Below are 23664 nucleotides of genomic sequence, written 5' to 3' on the forward strand. Positions count from 1 at the left end.
ATATTCAGTATACTTGTTAAAAGTTGTTTTGAGAGGAGCTTGCTATATATGGATCATAAAGAGCGAAAATTCCGTCAATTACCGAATAAAGAAGATCGGTTACGGTTATTTGGTTCTGTTAAACCAGGTCATAAAACAAAGCCAAGTAACAAGGAAGATATGGCTGATTTACAAAATACACAGGCTGATTTTTTATTTAAACTTGATGAAGTCGGAATCACAAATGTTAAGCATCCGATTCTCATAAATAGTGAACTTTTACCGAATCAACAGTCTTCAGTTGGTTCGTTTACATTTTCCTCAACTGTAGATCAATACAATAAAGGTACGAATATGAGTCGATTTACAGAGCAGTTACATGACTTTTATGAACGGAATTTATTATCATTTGATTTAAATAACTTGAAAATATTTACCAAAGAATTAGCACAACGATTAAAAACCAAAGATGCCAAATTAGAGATTAAAGCACCTTGGTTTTTCGAGCGTAAAGGTCCTAGTTCTGGTCTAGCTGGACTAAATTATGCCGATATTAAGGTTTCGATAAGCTATTTAGCTCCAGATCAATTTAATATTATAGTTGGTTTAAAAGGTAGCGTTACTACATTATGCCCTTGCTCTAAAGAAATTAGTGAGTATAGTGCGCATAATCAACGCGGTGAAGTAAAAATGGAGATTGAACTACGTGATGATTTCGATGAATCAAAGCTTGATTGGAAAGCATTCTTATTGGAAGCTGCAGAAAGTAATGCTAGTGCTAGATTACACCCTGTATTAAAGCGTCCAGATGAAAAAATGGTGACTGAACAAGCATTTGAGAATCCACGGTTTGTTGAGGACATGGTTAGATTAGTAGCAGCTGATCTCTATGAATCTGACGATGTTGTAGCTTTCCAAGTAAGATGTCAAAACCATGAATCGATTCATCTCCATGATGCAATTGCTTCTATTTCGTTTGATAAACGAGCGATCCAATAATGAAATGGCTATTACTAAAAATCATTCAATTTTACCGGAAATATATTAGTCCTAATACACCTCCGAGCTGCCGATTTCATCCAACTTGCTCTGAGTATGGATTAACAGCGATATCACGGTTTGGCGCGATAAAAGGATCATATTTAACCATTGTCCGAATTTTAAAGTGTAATCCATTTCACTCAGGCGGATATGACCCGGTTCCAGAGAAGAAATCTAAAAAACAATGAGTATGTATATCAATAAAAATTGGTTCAATGTCAAATAGTGTTGGTAGGTTATATAATTAGTCGAGAATAAATTTATTTTAGTTTTAATAAAGATTCAACTTGTTCACCGCAGGTGAAATACACTCGCTTTCTTACGTTTAGTCAAGTGTTTAAATTCCTTTTTTTAATTAATTCCCGGAGGGGTACCCCTCCGGGAATTAATTAAAATTTTGCACTTCGAATAGACCTTGTGTTTTTTGTCTTTTTTTCAAGGTCTATTGTGTTATAATTAAATCATAGTATGATTATTGTTGGCTTGAAGCTTTCTCATAATCATACAATAGGTCGTTTTGAATAAGATGAAATGCGACTTTCAAGAATTTATTCATACAAGCGACTACTGCAACCTTATGATGCTTATTATAGGGTTGTTTTTTTAATTTATAATAATAATCAACTAAATGATTTATTTGTTTTCCTTTAGCAGAAAGCATTGAGACAATCATAAAATACAAAATACCACGCAGTCTACTATTACCTCGTTTATTTATACGATCTTTATACTCCATATTTCCAGACTGATATCTTACGATATCTATACCGGCGTATGCATTTAGTTGTTTATTATTTTTAAAACGTGTTAAATCCCCTAGTTCAGCTATGATTCTACAGGCTAATTTATCTTTTATTCCGGGAAATGACCGAAGGATCCTGTATTCTTTACGGTCTTTTGACATTTCTGTCATTCTTTGAATGATTTCATCTTGCTCTTCCTCCATCTCTAATATTTTCTTGGCATAATCCCTTACTAACTCACAAGAATAGTCTGTTTCATCAACTGCTGGAAATGAATCCTTTGCGATTTCAATCAATAAAATTGCTCTTTCCTCTAACTTTTTTAATGAATAGTTTTTCTTAGTGCATTTTTTAATACGATTTTTAATAACTGTTTTAGATCGTTTTAATATCAAGTTTGGGTGAGGGAATACTTGTACAAGATTATAATAAAGTTTTGATTTGTTAATAAAAGCCGTATCAAAGTCTGGGAAAGATAATTGTAATGATGCATGTAGTCGATTTTTGTACTGAATCTTCTCTTTCATAATCTCATCATAGCGACGTGACATTGTACGCATCTGTTCGTAATAAGAATCTTCGCGATAAGTTTGGAAATAATCGTTTTTAAAATGATTCTTAGCCAGTTGATGCGCATCACTTATATCTGTTTTGTTTCTTCTTAGAGATTGGGTGTTAAGGTGTGCTAATAAAGGATTTAAAGAATAATAAACGAGATTATTCTCTCGTAAGAATCGTTCTAAAGCAGCCGAATATACTCCAGTCGCTTCAAAAACAAATTCTAAGGTATAATTATTCTTTTCACTTAGATCTTTAATGATTTTACTTAAATTAGAGAATCCCGTTTTTGAATGAATTAACCTCCCTTCAAATTCACAGTTACCTTGCTCGTTGTAAGCGGCCATGGTACTACTCTTTCGACTAACGTCGAAAGCAATAACGCATCTCATTTTCTTCTCCTCCTTAATATTTTTGTAGAAGTCTCCACTTTACCTTATCGATTCCACTTTCTTATACACGGTCTCTGGGGACCCAACATACTAAGTTGATTCAAATAAGGGAGTGAAGTTAGCCAGTTTCCGATCGTCGAACTCAAGGTCCTTAGCGTGATTCGGCTTTACTTCACTTCTACTATAAAAAAATAGTAGCACAAAACCTGGCCTAGGTCTTGTACTACTAATCTTAGTATGTTTCCGCGGGCAGGGCTTTTAGCTAACTAAGGCAAGCATAGAGCGCTTGCCTTAGTGGATCTTCAGCTCGTGCTGGGACTGCGATTACTCGTCCCATCGAAAAGATTTGTCCCCGCAGGAGTCTCGTGTATTTCACCTGCTGTTTTTCACTTCTAAATTTAATGGCTGCATCATATCGCGTTTCTTTTTGCATTTTTTCACTCGAATTCATTTCTATTGATTTATACTTGAAGCGAATCATAATTTGTTACTTGAAATTACAAAAATTACGATAACCGTATGTGACTTTGCTTGACTGAGTTAGCTAAAAGCCGTGCCCATGGAACGTGGAGGTTCAGCTAACTGCGGTTTATAACGCGAGTTATAAATTTAAATATACTTAAAATGAAAAAATAACGTTAGTAAGTTCTCAAACTCACCAACGTTTTTTTACAACCTATATTTTCTATCTATCGCAACTTAATGCTTATTACAGTTTGATGGATACCGTAAATGTCTAAAGGTTAAAGCGTTTAATTTGATCTGTATAGCCTTCTTTTGCTAATATTTCTTTCTGAATCGGCGCAAATAAATCAAAATGTGGATACTTTGGATCCATATCGATCCAAGCAGGATCTAATTGGTACTGCTTACCCCACTCGATTAATTTATCGAGATTTGCACAACCAACTTTAGTTACACTAGTCGATTGTGGAAAACGATCATCAAGCCAGTAATGGGTGAGAAATGCAATCTCACCGGCTAAAACTGCTTGTTGCCAATTTTTCAACTCACTTCGACTGATACCAAATGCCATTTACTCCTCAGCTCCTAAAGCAGTTAAATACTTTTCATGCCATAACGGAAATCTTCGTCTAACAGATAATGGTCGGAAATTTTCTAGATTGACGATTACGTGATCTGTTTTACCACTAACAGCAATATCCCCTTTTTCGTTAAGTACGTGATATGCATATGTCGTTCTCAGTCCATCATAATAATCAAGCCATGTTTCAACATATACTGACTCTCCATATCGAATTGGCTTCTTATAATCAGCTTCGACTCGAGTTACTGGTGATACAACGCCCTCTTGCTCCATTTCAGCGTAAGATAGTCCTAAAGCCTCGATGAATGCAGTTCGACCAATTTCAAACCATACGAGATAATTCGCATGATACACGACACCCATTTGATCGGTTTCTTGATAGCGCACCTGAATTGGCGTTTTAATCCTTTTCATCATGGTCTGCTCCCTTCACTGCTTGCCAAGCATTTTTAAAGTCTTCTTTATTTAGCGTTAAGAACTGTGTATCATCAGCTTGGATGATGATATCCTCTAATCTAAGTGCTTGAAATTGAATCGCCTCATCAACAAGATTAACAACAAATCTAGCATTACCGGAAACTTTTTCACTGTTAAATGCTTGTTTTAAGTAATCTTCTGCATCTTTTGTCATTTGATAATTATAACGATTAATTTGGTAATTCGCGATTTGTAATAATTCCTCAGTTTCGTAATCTTGGAACTCAAAATACTTTTTAAATCGTGAAGCAAGACCTGGATTACTATTTATAAAACGGACCATGTCTTGTTTATATCCAGCTAAAATGACAACCAAATTCTCATTATGCTTTGTCATCTCATCTACTAATGTATCGATGGCCTCTTTACCGAAGTCATTTTCACCACGGAATAATGCATAAGCCTCATCAATAAATAATACGCCACCTAAAGCCTCGCGAATTTTATTTTTAGTCTTGATTGCTGTTTGCCCGACATAACCGGCAACTAAATCACTTCTAGATGCCACAATAAAATGGCCACGCTTTAGCAAACCACACTCTTTTAATAGCTTTGAGTATATTTTTGCAACAGTTGTTTTACCTGTACCAGGATTACCTGAAAATACAGCGTGTAGTTGGATCGGAACAGTTGGATATCCTTGATTCTTTCTTGCTTGTTGGATTCTAACGAATGAAGAAAGTTTTTTCACTTCATCTTTTACATTATTTAAGCCAATTAGCTGATTTAATTGCTCAATTGGTTCAATATCGTCTTTTTTATCTGTCATAACTGCTAAATCTTTTGATTCAATTCGCATATGATCAAGCCAATCATCACTTTCTTCGATTGTGATTGCAGCTCCTTTTTTAAAGATTGCCTTCATAACAAGATCTCTAACAGTTCTTGCATTCCCAAAAGTATCATCAACTTTTGCACGCTCAATTAAACCGTAAAAACTATTTAAAGCCGTTTCTGTAAAAAAGTAATCATTATCTAATGCAGTAGCTTCAGCAATATCTAATAGCTCAATGATCTTAAAATCTGGTAAATGAATCATATTTTGTTCAGGAAAACGACTTCTAAGCCCTGGATTAGACCAGAGGAACTGTCTCATCTCCTCTGGATAACCTGCTAAAATTACGGCAAATTTTCCTGCAAGTTCCCCACTTGTCATCGCTGAAACAAGTGTATCGATAACCGCTTGACCGTAATCATTTCCACTAGCGTCTTGTCTGTGTAAGCTATAGGCCTCATCAATAAAGAGTACGCCACCAACTGCTTCTTTAATATAGTTCATCGTCTTTTCTTCACTTTGACCAACAAATGAACCGACAAGATGTGAACGATTCACTTCGATAATCTTATTTGAATCCAATAAGCCTAATTCATGATAAATCTCAGCAAGTAATCGGGCAATTGTTGTCTTTCCAGTGCCTGGATTTCCAGTAATAATCATATGTAATCCCGGCTCGTCAATCATTTGAAAACCAATTTGCTTTCGATCTTGTTGATATTTTAAATAATGATAGTATTGATTCATATATTTTTTAACTTGTTCTAACCCAACCATACCTTCGAGCTTTTGTAATGGGCTTCTAGCAATATCAGTATTAAATAAATTTGGGAAAGCTTGATTAAATTCAAGTTTTAATTCAATTAATCTTCGAATTGATTTGTTAATCTCACGCGTTGGTACGCCTGATCTTCTATTTTCTAGCATTTCAATCGAATTAATTAAAAGCTGATTCAATTCTGCTAATTCTGTTTGAATCGTTTGATCGATTTTACTTAGATCGATATTTACCACATTACGGTCATTATTATTTTGCTTAGCATCTATGAAATATTGATTTAATGCTTGATGCCATTCTTCAATCATCTTTAATTTCGTTGCGTCAAAATCAGTTTCTCGAATCGTCCAATTTTCCAAGTCTAATGTTGATAAATGATCCATAACTGCTTGGTAATAGATAATTGAATGTAATGACTTCTGTATTGTTACATCGCCACCTAGTTTTTCTCCACGATCCAACAATAATTTCGTTAATTTATCTGAAGCTTGATTTCTCCTTAAACGGTGATAAGCAAGCATTGTGTACAAAATTGTTTCAGCCTCTTTAGAGTAATGATCTGGTTCTGCCTGTAATTGATCTAACGCTCGTAAAACCTCTATTTCAGTATATGGAGGTGATTCTTCTATATTAGTCCATTGAAGTAACTCAGTTTCTTTAACTTTTGAAAAAATTAAATGGTTTGTCAATTGGATGGCTCCTTTCTCTCAATATATAGTTTAGCATAATTCAAACTTGCCATACAGAAACTTGGTTCAAGAAAAAACACCTTTTATAAGTGTTTAAACTTAGTAAAAGGTGTTTTAATAAATTATAGGTTGATTATTGCTTCGTGTAAGGACAAGTACTTACTTTTTAAGCTTCTCACGCAATACCATTTGGAGAATACCACCATGTCGGTAATATTCAATTTCTACATCACTATCAAAGCGTGCGATAGCCTCAAATTCTGTAACTTTTCCGTCTTCTGCAGTCGCAGTAATTTTAACCTTTTGATTAGGCTGAATTGACTCATCAATGTCAATATTAATCGTTTCACGACCAGTCAGATTTAATGTTTCAGCATTAACGCCATCAGGAAATACAAGTGGAAGTATCCCCATCATTACTAAGTTACTACGGTGAATTCTTTCATAACTTTGTGCGATAACTGTTTTAATGCCTAATAAGCTAGCACCTTTAGCCGCCCAATCTCGTGAACTCCCCATGCCATAATCATGTCCTGCAAAAACGACTAAACCTGTTCCTTCTTCCTGATATTTCATTGCTGCATCATAGATAGGAAGAACCTCTCCTGTTGGCCAATAAGTTGTATATCCACCTTCTGTGCCTGGAGCTAACTGGTTTTTAATTCTAATATTACCGAATGTACCACGCATCATGACTTCATGGTTACCACGTCTTGATCCATAAGAGTTAAAATGACGCGGTGTGACACCTTGTTCTTGTAAGTAACGGCCAGCTGGCATATCTTTAGCAATCGCACCTGCCGGTGAAATATGGTCAGTTGTAACCGAGTCACCAAACTTACCGATTAAACGTAAACCAGTTAACGGCTTTATTTTTTCAGGTGTAATTGAAAGATTCTCGAAAAATGGTGGATTTTGAATATATGTTGACTTATCGTCCCACTCATATAGTGGTTCGTCTGTTGTTTCAATCGCATTCCACTTTTCATTTGATGTGAAAATATTTTTATATTCTTTTTCATAAATTTCAGGTGTAACAACTTTATGCACTTGCTCGCGGATCTCTGCAGATGAAGGCCAGATATCATCAAAGTACACGGGCTTGCCATCATGGTCATAGCCTAGCGGATCTTTATGAATATCAATATCAACCGTACCAGCTAAAGCATACGCTACAACTAAAGGAGGTGAGGCTAAGTAATTAGCTTTAACTAATGGGTGAATTCGCCCTTCAAAGTTACGGTTACCTGATAAGACAGAGGCTACTGTTAAATCATTTTCAATAATTGCATCCTCAACTTCCTTAGCTAAAGGTCCTGAGTTACCAATACAAGTTGTACAGCCGTAACCAACTAAACTAAAGCCTAGTTTCTCTAGATATGGCATTAATCCAGCATCTTCTAAGTACTGAGTAACAACAGTAGATCCTGGTGCTAATGATGTTTTGACGTACTCAGGTACTGTTAAGCCTTTTTCAACTGCATTTCGAGCAAGAAGACCTGAACCAAGCATTACATAAGGGTTTGATGTATTGGTACAAGATGTAATAGCAGCAATTGCTAATGATCCTGTACGCATAACTGATTCTTCACCATTTGGATGCTTAACCTTAACTTCTTTATCGAATTCTGATTCGTCTAAACCAAAGCCTTGATTTCCTGCTGGAGCAGTAATTGCTTCATTAAACGATTTTTTCATATCAGATAATTCAATTAAGTCTTGTGGTCGTTTTGGACCAGCTAAACTTGGTTGTAATTCAGAAAGGTTAATTTCTACTATTTCAGTAAAATCAGGATCTGGAGCATTTGAATCATACCATAAATTGTTTTCTTTACAGTACTTCTCGACTAAGGCAATATGCTCTTCGCTACGTCCAGTTAAGCGTAAATAATCTAATGATTCATCATCAATAGGGAAGAATCCACATGTTGCGCCATATTCAGGGGCCATGTTTGAGATTGTTGCACGATCGGCTAGTGGCATTTCTTTCAAACCAGGACCGAAGTATTCAACAAATTTCCCTACTACTTTCTTTTCACGTAAAACTTGTGTAACTTTAAGTGCTAAGTCAGTTGCTGTAATACCGCTTGGCATCGTTCCCGTAAACTTCACACCAACAACGTCAGGAACTGGGAAGTATGACGGTTGACCAAGCATGCCTGCTTCAGCCTCAATTCCACCTACACCCCAACCTAGTACACCTATACCATTAATCATTGTCGTATGTGAATCCGTTCCGACTAAAGTATCAGGGAAAACTTCAATTTCTCCATCTTCAGTTTTAGCTTGATGGACGACACTTGCCAAGTATTCTAAGTTTACCTGGTGGACAATCCCTGTAGCTGGCGGAACCACGCGATAATTATCAAATGCTTTCTGAGCCCAGTGTAAGAATTCATAGCGTTCTTTATTACGCTCAAATTCAAGCTCCATATTTGCTCTTAATGCTGTCGCTGTACCAAATTCATCAACTTGTACAGAGTGATCGATGACTAGATCAACAGGAACTTCTGGATTAATTTGATCAGCCTCTCCACCTAAGTCAACAATTGCCTTTCTAAGTGAAGCTAGATCTACTACTGCAGGTACACCAGTAAAATCTTGCAAGATTACTCTTGAAGGTTTAAATGGTACATCTGTTTTTTCAGTTTTTCCCCATCTTACTAATCCATCGATATGTTCTTCAGTAATAACTCGGCCATCATATTGTCTAATCAATGATTCTAGTAAAACTCGAATAGAAAAAGGCAACCGATCAATTGTCCCTTTCCCTGCATCTTCTAATGCTTTTAATTGATAGTAATGATACTTTTGGCCATTTAGTTCAAACGATCGTTTGGTATTCAATGACATCATGCATACCCCCTTTAAATCTGTGTACGTTCAGAATATTTAGATAAAATACAAGTGCAACGTACCGATATACTTCCCTATTTTAATGTAAAACGGCAAATAAGTAAAATATATAGGGCTTACATTTTGTTTAAAAGACTAAATAATCTAAAAGTTCTGAACAAAAAAAGACAGTTTCCTGTCTTTTTCTATTATTTTATGAATCTATCATTGCTGAATCATAGTGTGGGAGTTTTATACTAAAAGTTGTTCCTTTACCTTGATTTGGGATAATACTAAAGATACCATTATGATTTTCAATAATGCTCGTTGTAATCATCAATCCTAGCCCAGTGCCTTCTTTTTTGGTTGTGAAAAAAGGTTCTTTCACTTGATGAATTAAATGTTTAGGAATCCCTGGTCCCTCATCAATTACGGAAATTAAGCTAAACTCTCCTGAAACTTGGACTTTAATATAAATATTTCCCGATTCCGTCATAGCTTCAATTGCATTTTTTATTAAATTAATGAATACTTGTTTAATTTGTGATTTATCAGCATATACGACGACATCTTGAGGACAATCAAGTATGATATTGATTCCCTTTTTCATTGCTTGTGTATTTAGCAACACAATGACATCTTCTATCATTTGTTTCAGCCATTGATAGGAATGATCTTGTGTTAATGGTCGAGAAACATACAATAATTCAGTCGATAATTTTTCGATTTTTTCGATTTCTTCTATCATTATTTTAAAATACTCTTCTTTTCGATCTATTCCAGCTTGTAAAAGTTCAATAAAACCTTTTATCGATGTGAGCGGATTACGAATTTCATGAACCACTCCTGATGCTAATTGCCCTGACACAGACATTTTTTCCGAGCGGATTAAGAGTTCTTCTGATTCCTTCTTTGGTGTTATATTTTTCGCTAAGAAAAGGTAAACAACAGATTTAGGATCATTAATGTAGATCGGTTTGATAATTAAATCGACCCAAATCAATTTCTCAGTGAAACTTTTTAACTGAAGGGTAAATCTTTGGCGATAATATATGTCTAATTGAAATGTATCTAAAAAGCTTTTTTTGACTTGTTTTGGTATGAAGTTCAAAAATGACTGACCTATTAACTCATCAGATTGATAACCTAGTACTTTTTCCACAGACGATGAGACATAGAGTATTTCGCCTTTTGAACTACTCACACCCATAAAATCAAATCCATGATGTTCAATCCATTTAAGTGTTTGCTCTGGTAAATTGGCTAATTGGTAGTCTGCGAGTTGCGTGTCCATCGTCAAACGAATTTCGTCTTGCTTTACGTGATAATATTCAATTTTTCGTTGAGAATACACACACATTCCCCTCTCGATCATAAATCAGCTACCACTACTATTTAATCATATCAAAGATATAGTCATTTTATGAGTTTATTAGTAATTTTAGTCCAATTTTGATAAAATTCTTAAGAATAAGACGGAAAATAACGATTATAATTAATTATAGTCATAAAATACGTTAAAAACAAGATAATCCCAAGTGATTATTTCTTCTTCTCATAAACAAATCCCTTACACCATATGGTATAAGGGATTTATTAATTCAGATTTACTTTTTAGTATGTGCGTTCATAGCACGCATCATTTGATTAATTTTCTTTTGTGATGGTTTTTGACCCATTTGCATCATTAATGTTCTTAACATTTGTTCATTAATTGGCGGGTTCTTCTCTAAGTATGACATCATATATTTTCGCGCAATAAAAAAACCAAGTGCCGCACCAGCAAGTAATGCAATAACGGCAATTAGTATAACCCATCCTGTTGCCATAAATCATTTGCCTCCTTCAATTTATCTCTTTTCTAGTATATAAAACATCAACCTATTTTACAACATTAGAAGTAATAATGTTCGAATTTATCTATTGCTTAGTCTAATTTCATGTATTAAATGACATTAATTTCACATTGATTGATTTAATAAATTGTCTAATTCATCAGTTCCTGAAAGCTTTGACCAATTAAATTTAAGTTTTTTTGGTGTTAACCAACCATATTTTTTATTTGTATGATCGACAATAAAACAATGTCGGTCTAACTTCTCTAGTTGGTTTAAAAAATGGTTGTCCAAGATCAATTGTTGATTTGAAAATACAGTAATGATACGTTCAGTGATGTAAATATTTTGTTTTGTCGTATTAATTTGGTCACGAGGGACTGGACAGGTTATGTAATTAAATTGTTTTCTTAAATCCTCTCGATTAGGATCAGACATATAATTTGTAAAGAATTGATTTAAGAGATCAGTTTTATAGAAAAAATCAAAATATACATCATCTTCTACTAAAAATATATGATAACGAATCATTCGAAGACAACCTCCTTTACCCTATTATAGCGTAATATATGGATAAATTGTGTCACACTCTGTCATAAATATCATCTATTTTTGTCAGATTACCATCAATTCCAACGATTACATAAAAAAAGGGTTCAATGTCAAATAGTGTTGGTAGGTTTTATAATTAGTCGAGAATAAATTTATATTAATTTTAATTAAGATACAATTTGTTCACCGCAGGTGAAATACACTCGCTTTCCGCGGGCACGGCTTTTAGCTAACTAAGGCAAGCAAAGAGCGCTTGCCTTAGTGGATCTTCAGCTCGTGCTCTTCCCGCAGGAGTCTCGTGTATTTCACCTGCTGTTTTTCACTTCCAAATTAAAGGTGACCATGAATTCGAAAAAAACTCACCAACACCAAAAATTGTAGAACCAAAAAAAGAGACTTAATTAATTAAGTCTCTTTAAAATATTATTATTTATTTGCAACTGCTAGATAGCGCTCAACAACATTTTCAACTGTAAAGCCGAATTTAGCCATAACTTGGTTTCCTTCTCCAGAAGCACCGAAGCGATCGATTGCTAGAATGTCACCTTCATCTCCTGCATAGCGATCCCAACCAAGTGAAGATCCCATTTCAATAGCTAAGCGATTATTAATATGTTTTGGTAATACAGAATCTTTATAAGCTTGATCTTGAGCTTCAAATAGATCCCATGCTGGTAAGCTTACAACGCTTACATCATGACCTTTAGCCTTCAATTCTGCTTGAGCTCTAACAGCTAGTTGAACTTCTGATCCAGCTGCGATTAAAATACCGTCTGCTTCTTCTTTCTCAGATGGACTAACAACGTAACCACCTTTTTTAACACCTTCATAGTTAGATCCTTCAAGTGTTGGTAAACCTTGACGAGTTAATACAAGAAGAGTTGGGCGATCTTTAGATTCCATTGCAATTCTCCATGCAGCTTGTGTTTCATTACCATCAGCTGGTCTTAATACAGTAATTCCTGGCATTGCACGGAATGCAGCTAATTGTTCGATTGGCTCGTGTGTTGGACCATCTTCACCAACTGCGATTGAATCGTGAGTTAATACATAAGTTACTGGTAACTTCTGAATTGCAGATAAACGAACTGCTGGGCGTAGATAGTCACTGAATACGAAGAATGTACCACCGTAAACTTTTAGACCACCATGTAGAGCCATACCGTTTAGTGCTGCAGCCATAGCAAATTCACGAACACCAAACCAGATGTTGCGACCAGCATAGTTTGTCTTATCAAAGTCTTCGTCTTCTTCCATACGAGTATTGTTTGAACCTGCTAAGTCTGCACTTCCACCAAATAGATTTGGTACTGATTTAGCGATTGCATTTAATACTTTACCAGAAGATGCACGAGTTGCTAATGTATCTTCACCAGGTGTGAATACTGGAAGATCCTTATCCCATCCGTCAGGTAATTCACCTTTTTGAGCTGTTTCAAATTCTTGAGCTAGTTCAGGATAAGCTTCTTTATATTCAGCAAATAGTTTGTTCCATTTTTCTTCTTGATCTAGACCATTCTTAATAACTTTTTCTTCAAAGTCAGCATATACTTCTTCAGGTACGAAGAATTCTTCGTGCTCCCACTTGTATGTTTGTTTTGTAAGTAGAACTTCATCTTTACCTAATGGAGCACCATGTGATGTATTTGATCCTGCTTTATTCGGTGAACCAAAACCAATAACAGTTTTAACTTCGATTAATGTAGGTTGATCTTTATTTGCTTTTGCTTCTTTAATTGCATTAGCAATTTCGTCAACGTCATTACCATCTTCCACTCGAATAACTTGCCAGTTATATGCTTCAAATCTCTTTTGTACTTGTTCAGAGAATGATTTATCTAAATCACCATCTAGAGAAATATCGTTTGAATCATAAAGTACGATTAATTTACCTAATCCTAAGTGACCTGCTAATGATGCTGCCTCATGTGAAATACCTTCCATTAAGTCACCATCACCAACTAATGCATAACTATAGTGGTCAACAATGTTAAATCCTTCACGATTATACTTAGCAGCTAAGTGTGCTTCTGCCATTGCCATACCAACAGTCATTGCAATACCTTGTCCTAATGGACCAGTAGTTGCTTCAACACCATCAGTATCTGTTACTTCTGGGTGTCCTGGAGTATTTGAACCTAATTGACGGAAATTCTTTAAGTCATCAAGTGTTACATCGTATCCAGATAAATGAAGTAGTGAATAAAGTAACATTGAACCGTGTCCAGCTGATAGAACAAAGCGGTCTCTGTTTACCCAGCTAGAGTTTTTTGGGTTGTGATCCATAAATTCAGTCCACAATGTATATGCCATTGGAGCAGCTCCCATTGGTAAACCTGGGTGTCCTGAGTTTGCTTTTTCAATAGCATCAATTGATAACGTACGAATCGTATTAATAGATGTCTGTTTAATTTGATTAACCATTTAATAAGTATCCCCTTTCATTTATGTACATAGATATGTACGGACATTTATCTACATTTATTATCCTATAATGAAATAGGATAATATACAAGTCATATTAAACGCTTTCTTTAATTATCTTTATTTTCAAACCTTAAGTTCTTTACTTTTTCTGGTGTCACATCGGTACCCTCTGGATCAATGATCTTCACACTACTTAATTGGTTTTTAAAAGATTGTCGAAGCGTTTTAAGATACTCTTCTCTTAACAGCTGTTGTTCCTTCTTTTCTTCAGCTGTTAGACCAGATTGTTTTGCTTTATTTGCTAATTCATTAATGCGTGCTAATTTATTTTTTGATAACATTGTTAACTCCTTATAATTTTTAAAATTTGCTACTATACATTTTAACTAATATAAAACATTTTGTACAACTTCAATGATTTTATTAACAAAATCAACAGCGAACTAACGTTTGCCTTATATGTTCGTACATGCTATAATTAAATAAAAATTTGGACGGAGGTATTAATCGTGCAATCCTTATCTAAGCGTCAAGAAGCAATTTTACAATATATTAAAGAACATGTTGAAACAAAAGGCTACCCTCCAGCTGTCCGAGAAATAGGAGAAGCTGTTGGCCTTGCGTCAAGTTCGACTGTGCACGGTCATTTAGCTCGACTTGAGAAAAAAGGTTATATTAGAAGAGACCCAACAAAACCACGTGCAATTGAAATAATTAGAGAAGACAATTTCGATGGTATACCGAGAGAAAAAACAACTTTCATTCCTGTCATTGGTAAGGTTACAGCAGGACTTCCAATTACTGCAGTAGAAAATATCGAGGAATTTATTCCACTTCCATCTTCAGTGTCACATACAGATGCGAACGTCTTTGCCCTAACTATCGTAGGAGAAAGTATGATTGAAGCTGGTATATTAGATGGTGATATCGTCATTGTTAAACAACAACAAACTGCTAATAACGGTGATATAGTTGTTGCGATGACGGAGAATGATGAAGCTACTGTTAAACGTTTCTATAAAGAAGCTAACCAAATTCGTCTGCAACCAGAAAATGCAACTATGGAGCCAATTATTTTGGACTCTGTTTCAATCTTAGGAAAAGTGATCGGTTTATTTAGACAAACAATCTAATAAAAATCAAATAGTATTGGTAGGTTTTATAATTAGTCGAGAATAAATTTATATTAGTTTTAATAAAGATAGAACTTGTTCACCGCAGATGAAATACACTCGCTTTCCGCGGGCACGGCCTTTAGCTAACTAAGGCAAGCATACTTTGCTTGACTGAGTTAGCTAAAAGACGTGCCCATGGAACGCGGAGGTTCGGCTAACTGCGGTTTATAACGTGAGTTATAAAATTAAATATACTTAAAATAAAAAAATAACGTTAGTAAGTTTTCAAACTCACCAACGTTATATATTGTACAACCATTTTTATTTACATTTGAACGATAAAACTGTCAAAGCCGTCTTTCTTTAAATCTTTCACTCTATTTTCAGCATTTTCAAACTGACTAAACGCACCAACAATGACTCGATAATAGCGCTCTTTTTGACTCATCTGCTGCACGATAAAACTATCATATCCTTTTCTTTTTAAAGCATGAACTCTCTTTCTTGCATTATCCTCCTCTAAGAAAGATCCTGATACTACACGATATAATCGACCAGTTTTATCAGGTAGTGACTTTTTCTTTAGGTTAAGTGCATTAGCTATCCCGATCGCATGACCTTCAGCTACAATTTGTAACCAACTACTATCCTTCATATTTCTTGCATCTCCACGATTATCAATAAAACCACTTTCAGTTAATACTGCTGCCATTGTCGTTTCTCTTAAAACGTGGAAATTAGCTTGCTTCTTGCCTCTATCAGTCCAGTTAACTTTATCCATTACTGCGTTATGAATCATTGTACGGATTTTTTCGGTTTGTGGTTTATTCTTAAATTGTCTATTATATATAAAGCTCTCAAAACCTTGCCCTCCACCAGCATTAATATGAATGGAAACATATAAATCAGCCTTCCACCGATTTGCTTGATTTGTACGCTCTGATAATGAGACTGTTTGATCTTTTGTCCTTGACATCTTCACACTAATATTTTCATAGTTACTAACTAAATAATTCTTAATTCTTTGACTAATATCTAAAGTTATATTCTTTTCTAATAATCCATTCCCGACAGCGCCTGGGTCTTTCCCACCATGTCCGGGATCAATAAACACTTTTTTCATTAATTGACCTCCTCTCATAGTATTGATATGAAATTTATTAAAAAGAGTTTGGACTTTATTAATACACATATGACTTTATTAATATTTTTGTGTATAATATCGCTATATTTACGATATTATGTGGAGGATACAAATGATGGTTTCTATGAAAAAAATGAGCAAATTATTTATCTTTTTAATCTTATTAATTTTTATTTCTGCCTGTGGTGACTCTGGTGATACAAAGCTAGAAGATCATAACGATATTGACGATACAGTCGTTTTCCCAGTAGTTGAAGAAAATCCAATTGTCACAATTACAATGGAAGATGATCAAGAAATGGTAATAGAACTATATCCAAATATCGCACCAAATACAGTCGCTAATTTCATTTCATTAATTCAATCGAACTTTTATGATGGACTGACATTTCACCGTGTAATACCGAATTATATGATTCAGGGTGGAGATCCACATGCGAATGGTTTAGGTGGTCCTGGATACTCTATACCTGGTGAATTTACAAACAATGGCTTTGAAAATAACATCACTCATGAACGTGGAGTCATTTCAATGGCACGTTCTAGCTCTCCAAATTCAGCTGGATCACAATTTTTTATTATGCAAGATTCTGTACCTGGTTTAGATGGTGACTATGCAGCCTTTGGAAAGGTTATTGAAGGTATGAGTGTAGTTGATCAAATTGCGTATTTAAAACGTGACAAAAATGATAAACCACTAGAAGATTACTTTATTAAAACAATTACAGTTGATACAAAAGGTGTAGAATATCCTGATCCAATTAAGCAATAGGTTCTAATTACATATTCGTTGACTTTTGTAAAAACCGGTGCATAAACTTTTATTTATTAAAACGACTGATAATGCTACTTTTTATTGGTCGTTTTTTATGTTTCATTTTGTAGTTCTTTTGTCCAGGTTGGTTAGCTTGACAGTTTATAAATTTGATAGATATAATTAATTGATTAGACTTATTATTGTTATACGGAAAGGATATAAAAAAGATGAAGATGAATGTGACTAGAAAAATCACTATAATTGCAACAATTATCGTGTTTTTAAGTGTAAGTGCGCTATCATTCATGAATTACCGATCTAGCTATCGGGAAGTACTGCAAGCAGCTGGAGTCGAGTTAACAGGCTGTGCTAATATTACTACAGGAATTATTGATTCCGAAGCCTTATATGAATTAGTAAACGGTAATGAGGATCGCTTGAGTCAAATTGAAGAAGAAATTGAATGGACTGTTATTCAAAAAGAAATCTTTGAAACACATTACATATTATCTTTGGATGGTAAGGTGCTAGCAGCAGATAGCAATTTAAAAGCCCAAGGTTTTAGTGCGTCAGATGATTTCTTCTTACCTGATGAAGCAATTGAACATATTCTTTCGGGACATACTTACTATACAGAAGTTTATGAATTTGGCGGGATGAAGCGATTGACTGGATATGCCCCAATTTTTAAAGATCACAATCCCAAAAATGAGGTCATAGCTATTAATGCGATTGATTTTGAAGGCTCAATTGTCATCGAACGAACATGGCAAATGGTTAAACCAACATTAATTATCGGCATTTTATTACCAATTGTAGCTGCAGTTGTAACAAGCTTGTTTGTTAGACGAACAATTAAACCGATTCAAGCCATCAGTAAACATGTTAATCTTGTATCATTAGGAAAATTGAATCTTGAACCTTTAAACATTAATACAAAGGATGAACTTGGCCAATTAGCTCGAGATGTGAATGAGATGGTTGATTCATTAAAGATATTAATTCAAGAAGTCGTAGAGAATTCTGAAGTTATTTTAGCAACTTCAGAGGAACTATTTGCCCGAGCGGATGATACAAATCATTCAACGGAGCGAATCCATGACGCTATTAGTGAGTTAGCCACGGGCGTTGAGAAGCAATCACTATCAACTGAAACAGCTAATCAAAATCTAAGCAATATGGCTCAATCAATTCAAAATATCTCAAGTGAGATTAATGAATTAAGTCAAGCTTTACAAAACGCTGATCAAATCGCGAACTCAGGACAAGAAATTGTCAAAGAAACAATGGAACAAATGGACAAGATTAATGAAAACACGAATGAAATGAACCAAATTTCAAAACGACTTAATGAACAATCGAAGGAAATTGATCAAATTATTAATTTGATTACTAGTATTTCAGAACAAACTAATTTACTTGCATTAAATGCATCAATTGAAGCGGCACGAGCTGGAGAGCATGGTAAAGGGTTCTCTGTTGTTGCAAATGAAGTCCGTAAGTTAGCTGAACAGACTAGCGTTGCAGTTGATGAAGTCGCACAACTAGTTAATGAAATTCAAAAAGAAACTCAAGTTTCATTAGAAAAAACAAATCAAGGTTATCAATCTGTTAGTCAAGGTAATAAATTAATTGCTCTTACTACAGAATCATTTGACAAAATTTCTAAAACAACGGCTCAAAATGCTGAACAACTTACACATCTATTAGAGGAAATTGATTTAATTAGAGAACAAGTTAATGGCTTAGTACTCGAAGTTAATGAAATTACGGCGATTGCTCAACATTCAGCTAAAAACACAAGTCAAATCAATCAATCTGGTGAAGAACAAACAATTATGATGCAAGATATTTATGCAGCATCCAAAGAGTTAGCAACAATTGCGGAGAAATTACATCTAAGTATTGAAAGATTTGAATCATAAATACTCAATTAATTAAAGGATCCTGACTATTTTGTCGGATCCTTTTTATATACAGAAAAGTTTGCTTCTCCCCTGCCTAATAACGTTAAATTTGAGGTTTTGATTGTTATCTTGGATAGACAAAAGTTACTTTCAAATGTTCTTAGTCAAATAAACTTAATTTCGATTCTAGCTCATTCTTGCGTTTATTGTGATTAAACTGATAGACTAATATATAATTGCTTTTGTATGTATCAAGAGGAGGATTATCTTTGAATAATGAACCAAAAAAGTTATATCAGGATGCTTTACGCGTATTAAAAGATACGAGTCGAACTTTTTATATCCCTATTACATTATTAAAGCCTAAGTTAAAGAAAACTGTTGCTTCGGCTTATCTTTGTATGCGAGCAATTGATGAAATTGAAGATCATGAAGAATTATCAATAGACGTAAAGAGCTGTTTACTCACTCGAATCAGTCACATGCTCGAGAGTCATTTTAGCCGATCAGGATATCAAGAATTAATTCAACCATATCATGATAAATTACCTGAGGTTACGATTCGCTTAGCAGACTGGCTTGACTTTTGTCCGAATGACGTTGTTGGTAAAGTTATGCATTATACTGGTGTCATGGCAAATGGTATGGCAAAATGGGCGAAGAGGAATTGGGACATTATAACGAAAGAAGACTTTGATGATTATACTTTTTATGTTGCTGGTCTTGTAGGTGTGATGCTTTCAGAAATATGGCAATGGTATGACGATGTTAAGACTGATCAAGATCTCGCTATTGGCTTCGGCAGGGCTTTACAATGCGTGAATATTCTTCGTAATCAAGATGAAGATTATGATCGTGGCGTGAATTTCTTACCGAATGATTGGACTCGAGGAGATTTATTTAACTATGCCGATCAGAATCTCCAATTAGCAAAACAATATATTGAAACACTTACGAATAACAATATCAAGATTTTTTGTCTAATTCCATATAAGCTAGCTGATAAAACATTATCTGTTATGAAAAATGGTCGCGAAAAAATGACGCGCTCCGAAGTTAAAACAATTGTAGCAGACATTATTGAAGACTAATAACCTACTCAGTTGTCAATTTTGACAATTGAGTAGGTCTTTTCTAATTACTAAATTAGGTACCGCAAAATGTTTGGTATCGTTGATCTGATTCTGGTGGTAAATTGATATACGCCAATTGCTCATTTGAATATGCATAGGGATTTTTTAAAGCTAGATGTAACTTTGTAAATGGTTCGTAATCCCCATCTTTAACAGCCTTCTCAAGTACATCTTCCACTAAATAATTTCTTGGAATAATCATCGGGTTAGAACGTCTCATCAATCTTGTGATATCTTCTTTTGAAGCAGTTTGTTGAGCTATTTTTTGTTCCCATTTACTAAACCAATGCTTAAATTCCTTTGACTTAAACCATTTTTGCCTACTAAAATCATTTACAGTTAACGCTCGAAATGTATCTGTATAATCTGCTTGAAACTTATTCATCAGATTTAGAAATTCCTCAATAAACGATTGTTCAACGTTCGTTACTTCAAAAAACCCTAATTTTGCTTTCATTCCAACAGTCCAAGCATGATCATAAACGTCAGAAAAAGATTTTAGTAGAGACTGAGCTTGATTTATTGCATGACTCTTGTCTTCAGCTAAAATGGGTAATAAAGATTCTGCAAGACGGGCTAAGTTCCAAATTGCAACAGGCTTTTGTTGATTATATGCATACCTTCCATGTTGATCAATTGAACTAAAAACCGTACTCGGATTGTATTGATCAATAAATGCGCAAGGTCCATAATCTATTGTCTCTCCACTAATTGTCATATTATCTGTATTCATTACGCCATGGACAAAGCCAACTAAATCCCATTTTGCAACTAATTTTGCTTGATTTTCTATTACTTCTTTCAGGAATAATATATATTTGTTTCGTAGTTCAGTCAGGTGCGGGTAATGTCTACTGATTGCATAATCAGCCAACTGTTTTAATTCTTGAATTGTACCAAACTGTCTCGCAAATTGAAATGTTCCCACTCTCAAGTGACTTGACGCTACCCTGGTTAGAACTGCACCTGGTAATGCCTGTTCACGCATCACTTGTTCACCAGTTGTGACGACTGCGAGCGCCCTTGTGGTCGGAATACCTAATCCATACATTGCCTCACTAATTAAATATTCTCTTAACATTGGCCCCAACGCTGCCCGACCATCACCACCTCTTGAGTATGGTGTCTTACCTGCTCCTTTTAACTGAATATCGAATCTACTTTTATTTGGTGTAATCTGTTCACCTAAAAGGATTGCCCGTCCATCACCTAGTATTGTAAAATAACCAAATTGATGACCAGCATAGGCTTGCGCAATTGGCTTTGAACCGCGTGGAATCTGATTACCAGATAATGCCCTCAAGCCCTCAACATTCTTCAAATGATTAATGTTTAGACCGAGCTCATTTGCTAAATCCTCATTAATCATTACCCAATCTGGTGATTTAACTGGATTGGGATTTGTAAAGGTAAAAAATTTGTCTGCTAAAGTAGTATAGCTATCCTCAAATTGCCAACCAATCTCTTTTACTTCGATCATGATCGCTCCTTTCAGAATGATACGCTATTGCTTACACATTATCTATTTTTTTAACATGAATCAAATAAATCATGATGCCCAACAACATACAAAAACCAAACATGACCCATGTAGTGTAGCTTAGTTGTAAAATTAAATAAAATGTTATTAAAACAGTTATAATTGGAATAAATGGTACCCAAGGCACTCTAAATTCATCTTTCGTCGGCTCACCTTTTTGCTTTCTAAGATAGATTAACCCGATCGCTAGCATCATCATCACAACAAGTGTTACTAAATTAGTTAACTCAGCTAAAGATTGCAATGGAATAACACCAGAAAATACTGCCGCAATTAACCCAGCTGCCCATGTTGCTTTTTGTGGTGTTTGGGTTTGTTGATTAAGTTGACTCAAATAACTAGGCAAAAGCTTACCTTTACTCATTGCATAAAGAAGTCGAGCTAATCCATATAACATAGCAATCAACACCGTTAACAAAGTAATAATTGCTCCTACAGAAATAACAGCAGCAATCAATCCTTGATCAACATAACGAAGTGCAAATGCTACTGGATCTTTTACACCTAGATTTGTATATGGAACGATTCCAGTTAAGACTAGTGTAACTAATATATATAATAATGTAGAAATCCCGATCGCAATTAATATACCTCTTGGCAAGCTTTTTTGAGGATTTTTCACTTCTTCTGCCGACATACTGATTGAATCAAAACCTAAAAATGCAAAAAATACTAATGTAGCACCAGATGTGACACCTGATAAACCATAAGGCATAACTGGTGTCCAATTTTCTGGATTAATATAAAACATACCTATTAATATGAATAAGGCAATGATAATAAATTTTAAGAAAAATAGCATGTTATTAAGTCTTAAGGCTTTCTTCGTTTCCTGACTGACAAGCCAAGTAACAAGTAACGTCATGATAATGGCAATTAAATCTACGTACGTACCAGCTTCTGCATTAAATGAAGCTTGAAAGATTGTTGGTAATGGCATACCTAAACCCTCTAAAAATCCATTTACATAGCCTGACCAACCAGAAGCTACTGAAGCTGATGCAAGCAGATATTCCCAAATCGTCAACCACCCAGCAATCCATGCAATGCGCTTTCCCGCTATCGCAAGCATATATGCATAAGGCCCACCTGCTAATGGTAACCGTGATGACAGCTCCGCATAACATAAGCCAATCATAATGATGACGATACCAGCAATTAAAAATGAAAAAACTAATCCTGGACCAGCATATTCGTTTGCAGCTGTACCAGTAATTACAAAGATACCAGTACCAACAACTGCTCCAAGACCTAATAAGACTAAATCAATTGTTTTTAAGTTTTTTTTCATGTTTGTCTGATTATTATCCATCTAATCTATTCCTCATTTTCAAAAAAGTAACTCTTAACCATTTCACACTATCCGCTCAAGTCAAAAAGTCCATCTTCAATCTTACTAGAAATTCGGGCTAAATGCTATCTCATTTTCGTGATAGTATCGTGATTATCTTGACCTATTAAAGAAAAATTAACATAAAAAAACGGTAAGATAATTTCCATTAATTATCTTACCGTCTTAATCTTATTATTAATCATGATAAGCTTGATCAGCTCTTGCTAACATCTCATAAGTTGCTTTATACGTTTCACATCCATCACTTGGTACCGTATAGTCATTCGTTATTATCCGTAATTGTTTAAAATCAGCTGATAAATCTATTTGGCTAAAATCATTTTGTTTCACTTTATCATTGATTGCTTTAAAGATATCACGCACTTCAGCTAATTCAGGATGTCCGTCACCATGAACTCTCGCGAGTATAGGTGTGTATTTTTCTAGTAATGGAAAATCATCGTTAATAGTTTTTGTAAAAGATGTCTTAGTCATAATCCATTGCCCCTTTCACTTATTTAAGTTAAGCATAACTGAACAATAACAAAAAAAACTTGACCGAGATCAAGTTTTTTAATTATTTTTCCACACTAAATTGTCGGGACA

The 23664-nt window shown here is 34.8% G+C and carries 20 protein-coding genes; 6 read left to right on the forward strand and 14 right to left on the reverse strand.

The window, feature by feature from the left end; translation table 11 throughout:
• The first annotated feature begins 48 nt into the window (after window positions 1-48).
• On the forward strand, window positions 49-978 hold the full coding sequence (gene folE2, locus AXY_RS06950; RefSeq protein ID WP_015010090.1) for a GTP cyclohydrolase FolE2: 930 nt from the start codon (window positions 49-51) through the stop codon (window positions 976-978).
• On the forward strand, window positions 978-1208 hold the full coding sequence (gene yidD, locus AXY_RS12580; protein WP_081585440.1) for a membrane protein insertion efficiency factor YidD: 231 nt from the start codon (window positions 978-980) through the stop codon (window positions 1206-1208). Before folE2 ends, yidD begins: the two co-directional genes overlap by 1 nt.
• Window positions 1209-1492: 284 nt before the next feature.
• On the opposite strand, the gene AXY_RS06955 is transcribed toward yidD, so the two are convergent.
• The 10 genes from AXY_RS06955 to AXY_RS07005 form a co-directional block, all read right to left on the reverse strand.
• Window positions 1493-2713, reverse strand: coding sequence for an IS110 family RNA-guided transposase (locus AXY_RS06955; RefSeq protein ID WP_015009316.1), 1221 nt, complete (start codon window positions 2711-2713; stop codon window positions 1493-1495).
• Window positions 2714-3449: 736 nt separating this feature from the next.
• Window positions 3450-3749: a hypothetical protein gene (locus tag AXY_RS06965; RefSeq protein WP_015010092.1), complete on the reverse strand. Its 300-nt coding sequence runs from the start codon at window positions 3747-3749 to the stop codon at window positions 3450-3452.
• Window positions 3750-4175: an acyl-CoA thioesterase gene (locus AXY_RS06970; RefSeq protein WP_015010093.1), complete on the reverse strand. Its 426-nt coding sequence runs from the start codon at window positions 4173-4175 to the stop codon at window positions 3750-3752. It abuts the gene before it with no gap.
• A complete protein-coding gene (locus AXY_RS06975; protein ID WP_015010094.1) occupies window positions 4162-6480 on the reverse strand; it encodes an AAA family ATPase in 2319 nt (772 codons plus the stop codon). Before AXY_RS06975 ends, AXY_RS06970 begins: the two co-directional genes overlap by 14 nt.
• Window positions 6481-6639: 159 nt before the next feature.
• Window positions 6640-9333, reverse strand: a complete 2694-nt coding sequence (acnA, locus tag AXY_RS06980; RefSeq protein WP_155835480.1) for an aconitate hydratase AcnA — start codon at window positions 9331-9333, stop codon at window positions 6640-6642.
• A 196-nt stretch (window positions 9334-9529) separates the two neighbouring features.
• Window positions 9530-10675 (reverse strand): ATP-binding protein, encoded by a 1146-nt coding sequence (locus tag AXY_RS06985; RefSeq protein ID WP_041450132.1) that lies wholly within the window; start codon window positions 10673-10675, stop codon window positions 9530-9532.
• 247 nt (window positions 10676-10922) lie between these two features.
• Complete coding sequence (locus tag AXY_RS06990; protein ID WP_015010097.1) at window positions 10923-11144, reverse strand: YneF family protein; 222 nt, start codon at window positions 11142-11144, stop codon at window positions 10923-10925.
• Between the two features lie 132 nt (window positions 11145-11276).
• Window positions 11277-11681 carry a sporulation inhibitor of replication protein SirA gene (gene sirA, locus AXY_RS06995; RefSeq protein WP_015010098.1) on the reverse strand — a complete coding sequence of 135 codons (405 nt, stop codon included), beginning with the start codon at window positions 11679-11681 and terminating at the stop codon, window positions 11277-11279.
• A gap of 447 nt (window positions 11682-12128) precedes the next feature.
• Complete coding sequence (gene tkt / locus AXY_RS07000; protein WP_015010099.1) at window positions 12129-14126, reverse strand: transketolase; 1998 nt, start codon at window positions 14124-14126, stop codon at window positions 12129-12131.
• A gap of 110 nt (window positions 14127-14236) precedes the next feature.
• A complete protein-coding gene (locus AXY_RS07005; RefSeq protein ID WP_015010100.1) occupies window positions 14237-14470 on the reverse strand; it encodes a DUF896 domain-containing protein in 234 nt (77 codons plus the stop codon).
• Window positions 14471-14638: 168 nt separating this feature from the next.
• On the opposite strand from AXY_RS07005, the gene lexA reads away from it, so the two are divergent.
• The gene (lexA, locus tag AXY_RS07010) at window positions 14639-15262 is read left to right on the forward strand and encodes a transcriptional repressor LexA (protein ID WP_015010101.1); all 624 of its coding nucleotides are present in this window, start codon (window positions 14639-14641) and stop codon (window positions 15260-15262) included.
• Window positions 15263-15569: 307 nt separating this feature from the next.
• On the opposite strand, the gene AXY_RS07015 is transcribed toward lexA, so the two are convergent.
• Window positions 15570-16367 carry an N-acetylmuramoyl-L-alanine amidase gene (locus tag AXY_RS07015; protein ID WP_015010102.1) on the reverse strand — a complete coding sequence of 266 codons (798 nt, stop codon included), beginning with the start codon at window positions 16365-16367 and terminating at the stop codon, window positions 15570-15572.
• Window positions 16368-16500: 133 nt separating this feature from the next.
• Here AXY_RS07015 and AXY_RS07020 point away from each other — a divergent pair, with 133 nt between their 5' ends.
• The 3 genes from AXY_RS07020 to AXY_RS07030 all read left to right on the forward strand — a co-directional run bounded on the left by AXY_RS07020 (window position 16501) and on the right by AXY_RS07030 (window position 20143).
• Window positions 16501-17160, forward strand: a complete 660-nt coding sequence (locus AXY_RS07020; protein WP_015010103.1) for a peptidylprolyl isomerase — start codon at window positions 16501-16503, stop codon at window positions 17158-17160.
• A 212-nt stretch (window positions 17161-17372) separates the two neighbouring features.
• Entirely contained in the window at window positions 17373-19070 is a 1698-nt protein-coding gene (locus AXY_RS07025; RefSeq protein ID WP_015010104.1) for a methyl-accepting chemotaxis protein, read from the forward strand.
• A gap of 251 nt (window positions 19071-19321) precedes the next feature.
• Window positions 19322-20143, forward strand: a complete 822-nt coding sequence (locus AXY_RS07030; protein ID WP_015010105.1) for a squalene/phytoene synthase family protein — start codon at window positions 19322-19324, stop codon at window positions 20141-20143.
• A 55-nt stretch (window positions 20144-20198) separates the two neighbouring features.
• On the opposite strand, the gene AXY_RS07035 is transcribed toward AXY_RS07030, so the two are convergent.
• The 3 genes from AXY_RS07035 to AXY_RS07045 form a co-directional block, all read right to left on the reverse strand.
• On the reverse strand, window positions 20199-21665 hold the full coding sequence (locus AXY_RS07035; protein ID WP_015010106.1) for a protein adenylyltransferase SelO: 1467 nt from the start codon (window positions 21663-21665) through the stop codon (window positions 20199-20201).
• Window positions 21666-21696: 31 nt separating this feature from the next.
• A complete protein-coding gene (locus tag AXY_RS07040; protein WP_015010107.1) occupies window positions 21697-23037 on the reverse strand; it encodes an amino acid permease in 1341 nt (446 codons plus the stop codon).
• 216 nt (window positions 23038-23253) lie between these two features.
• Entirely contained in the window at window positions 23254-23553 is a 300-nt protein-coding gene (locus AXY_RS07045) for a hypothetical protein (RefSeq protein WP_015010108.1), read from the reverse strand.
• Between the last annotated feature and the right edge of the window lie 111 nt (window positions 23554-23664).

It is taken from the genome of Amphibacillus xylanus NBRC 15112 (assembly GCF_000307165.1).
Lineage (GTDB): Bacteria > Bacillota > Bacilli > Bacillales > Amphibacillaceae > Amphibacillus > Amphibacillus xylanus.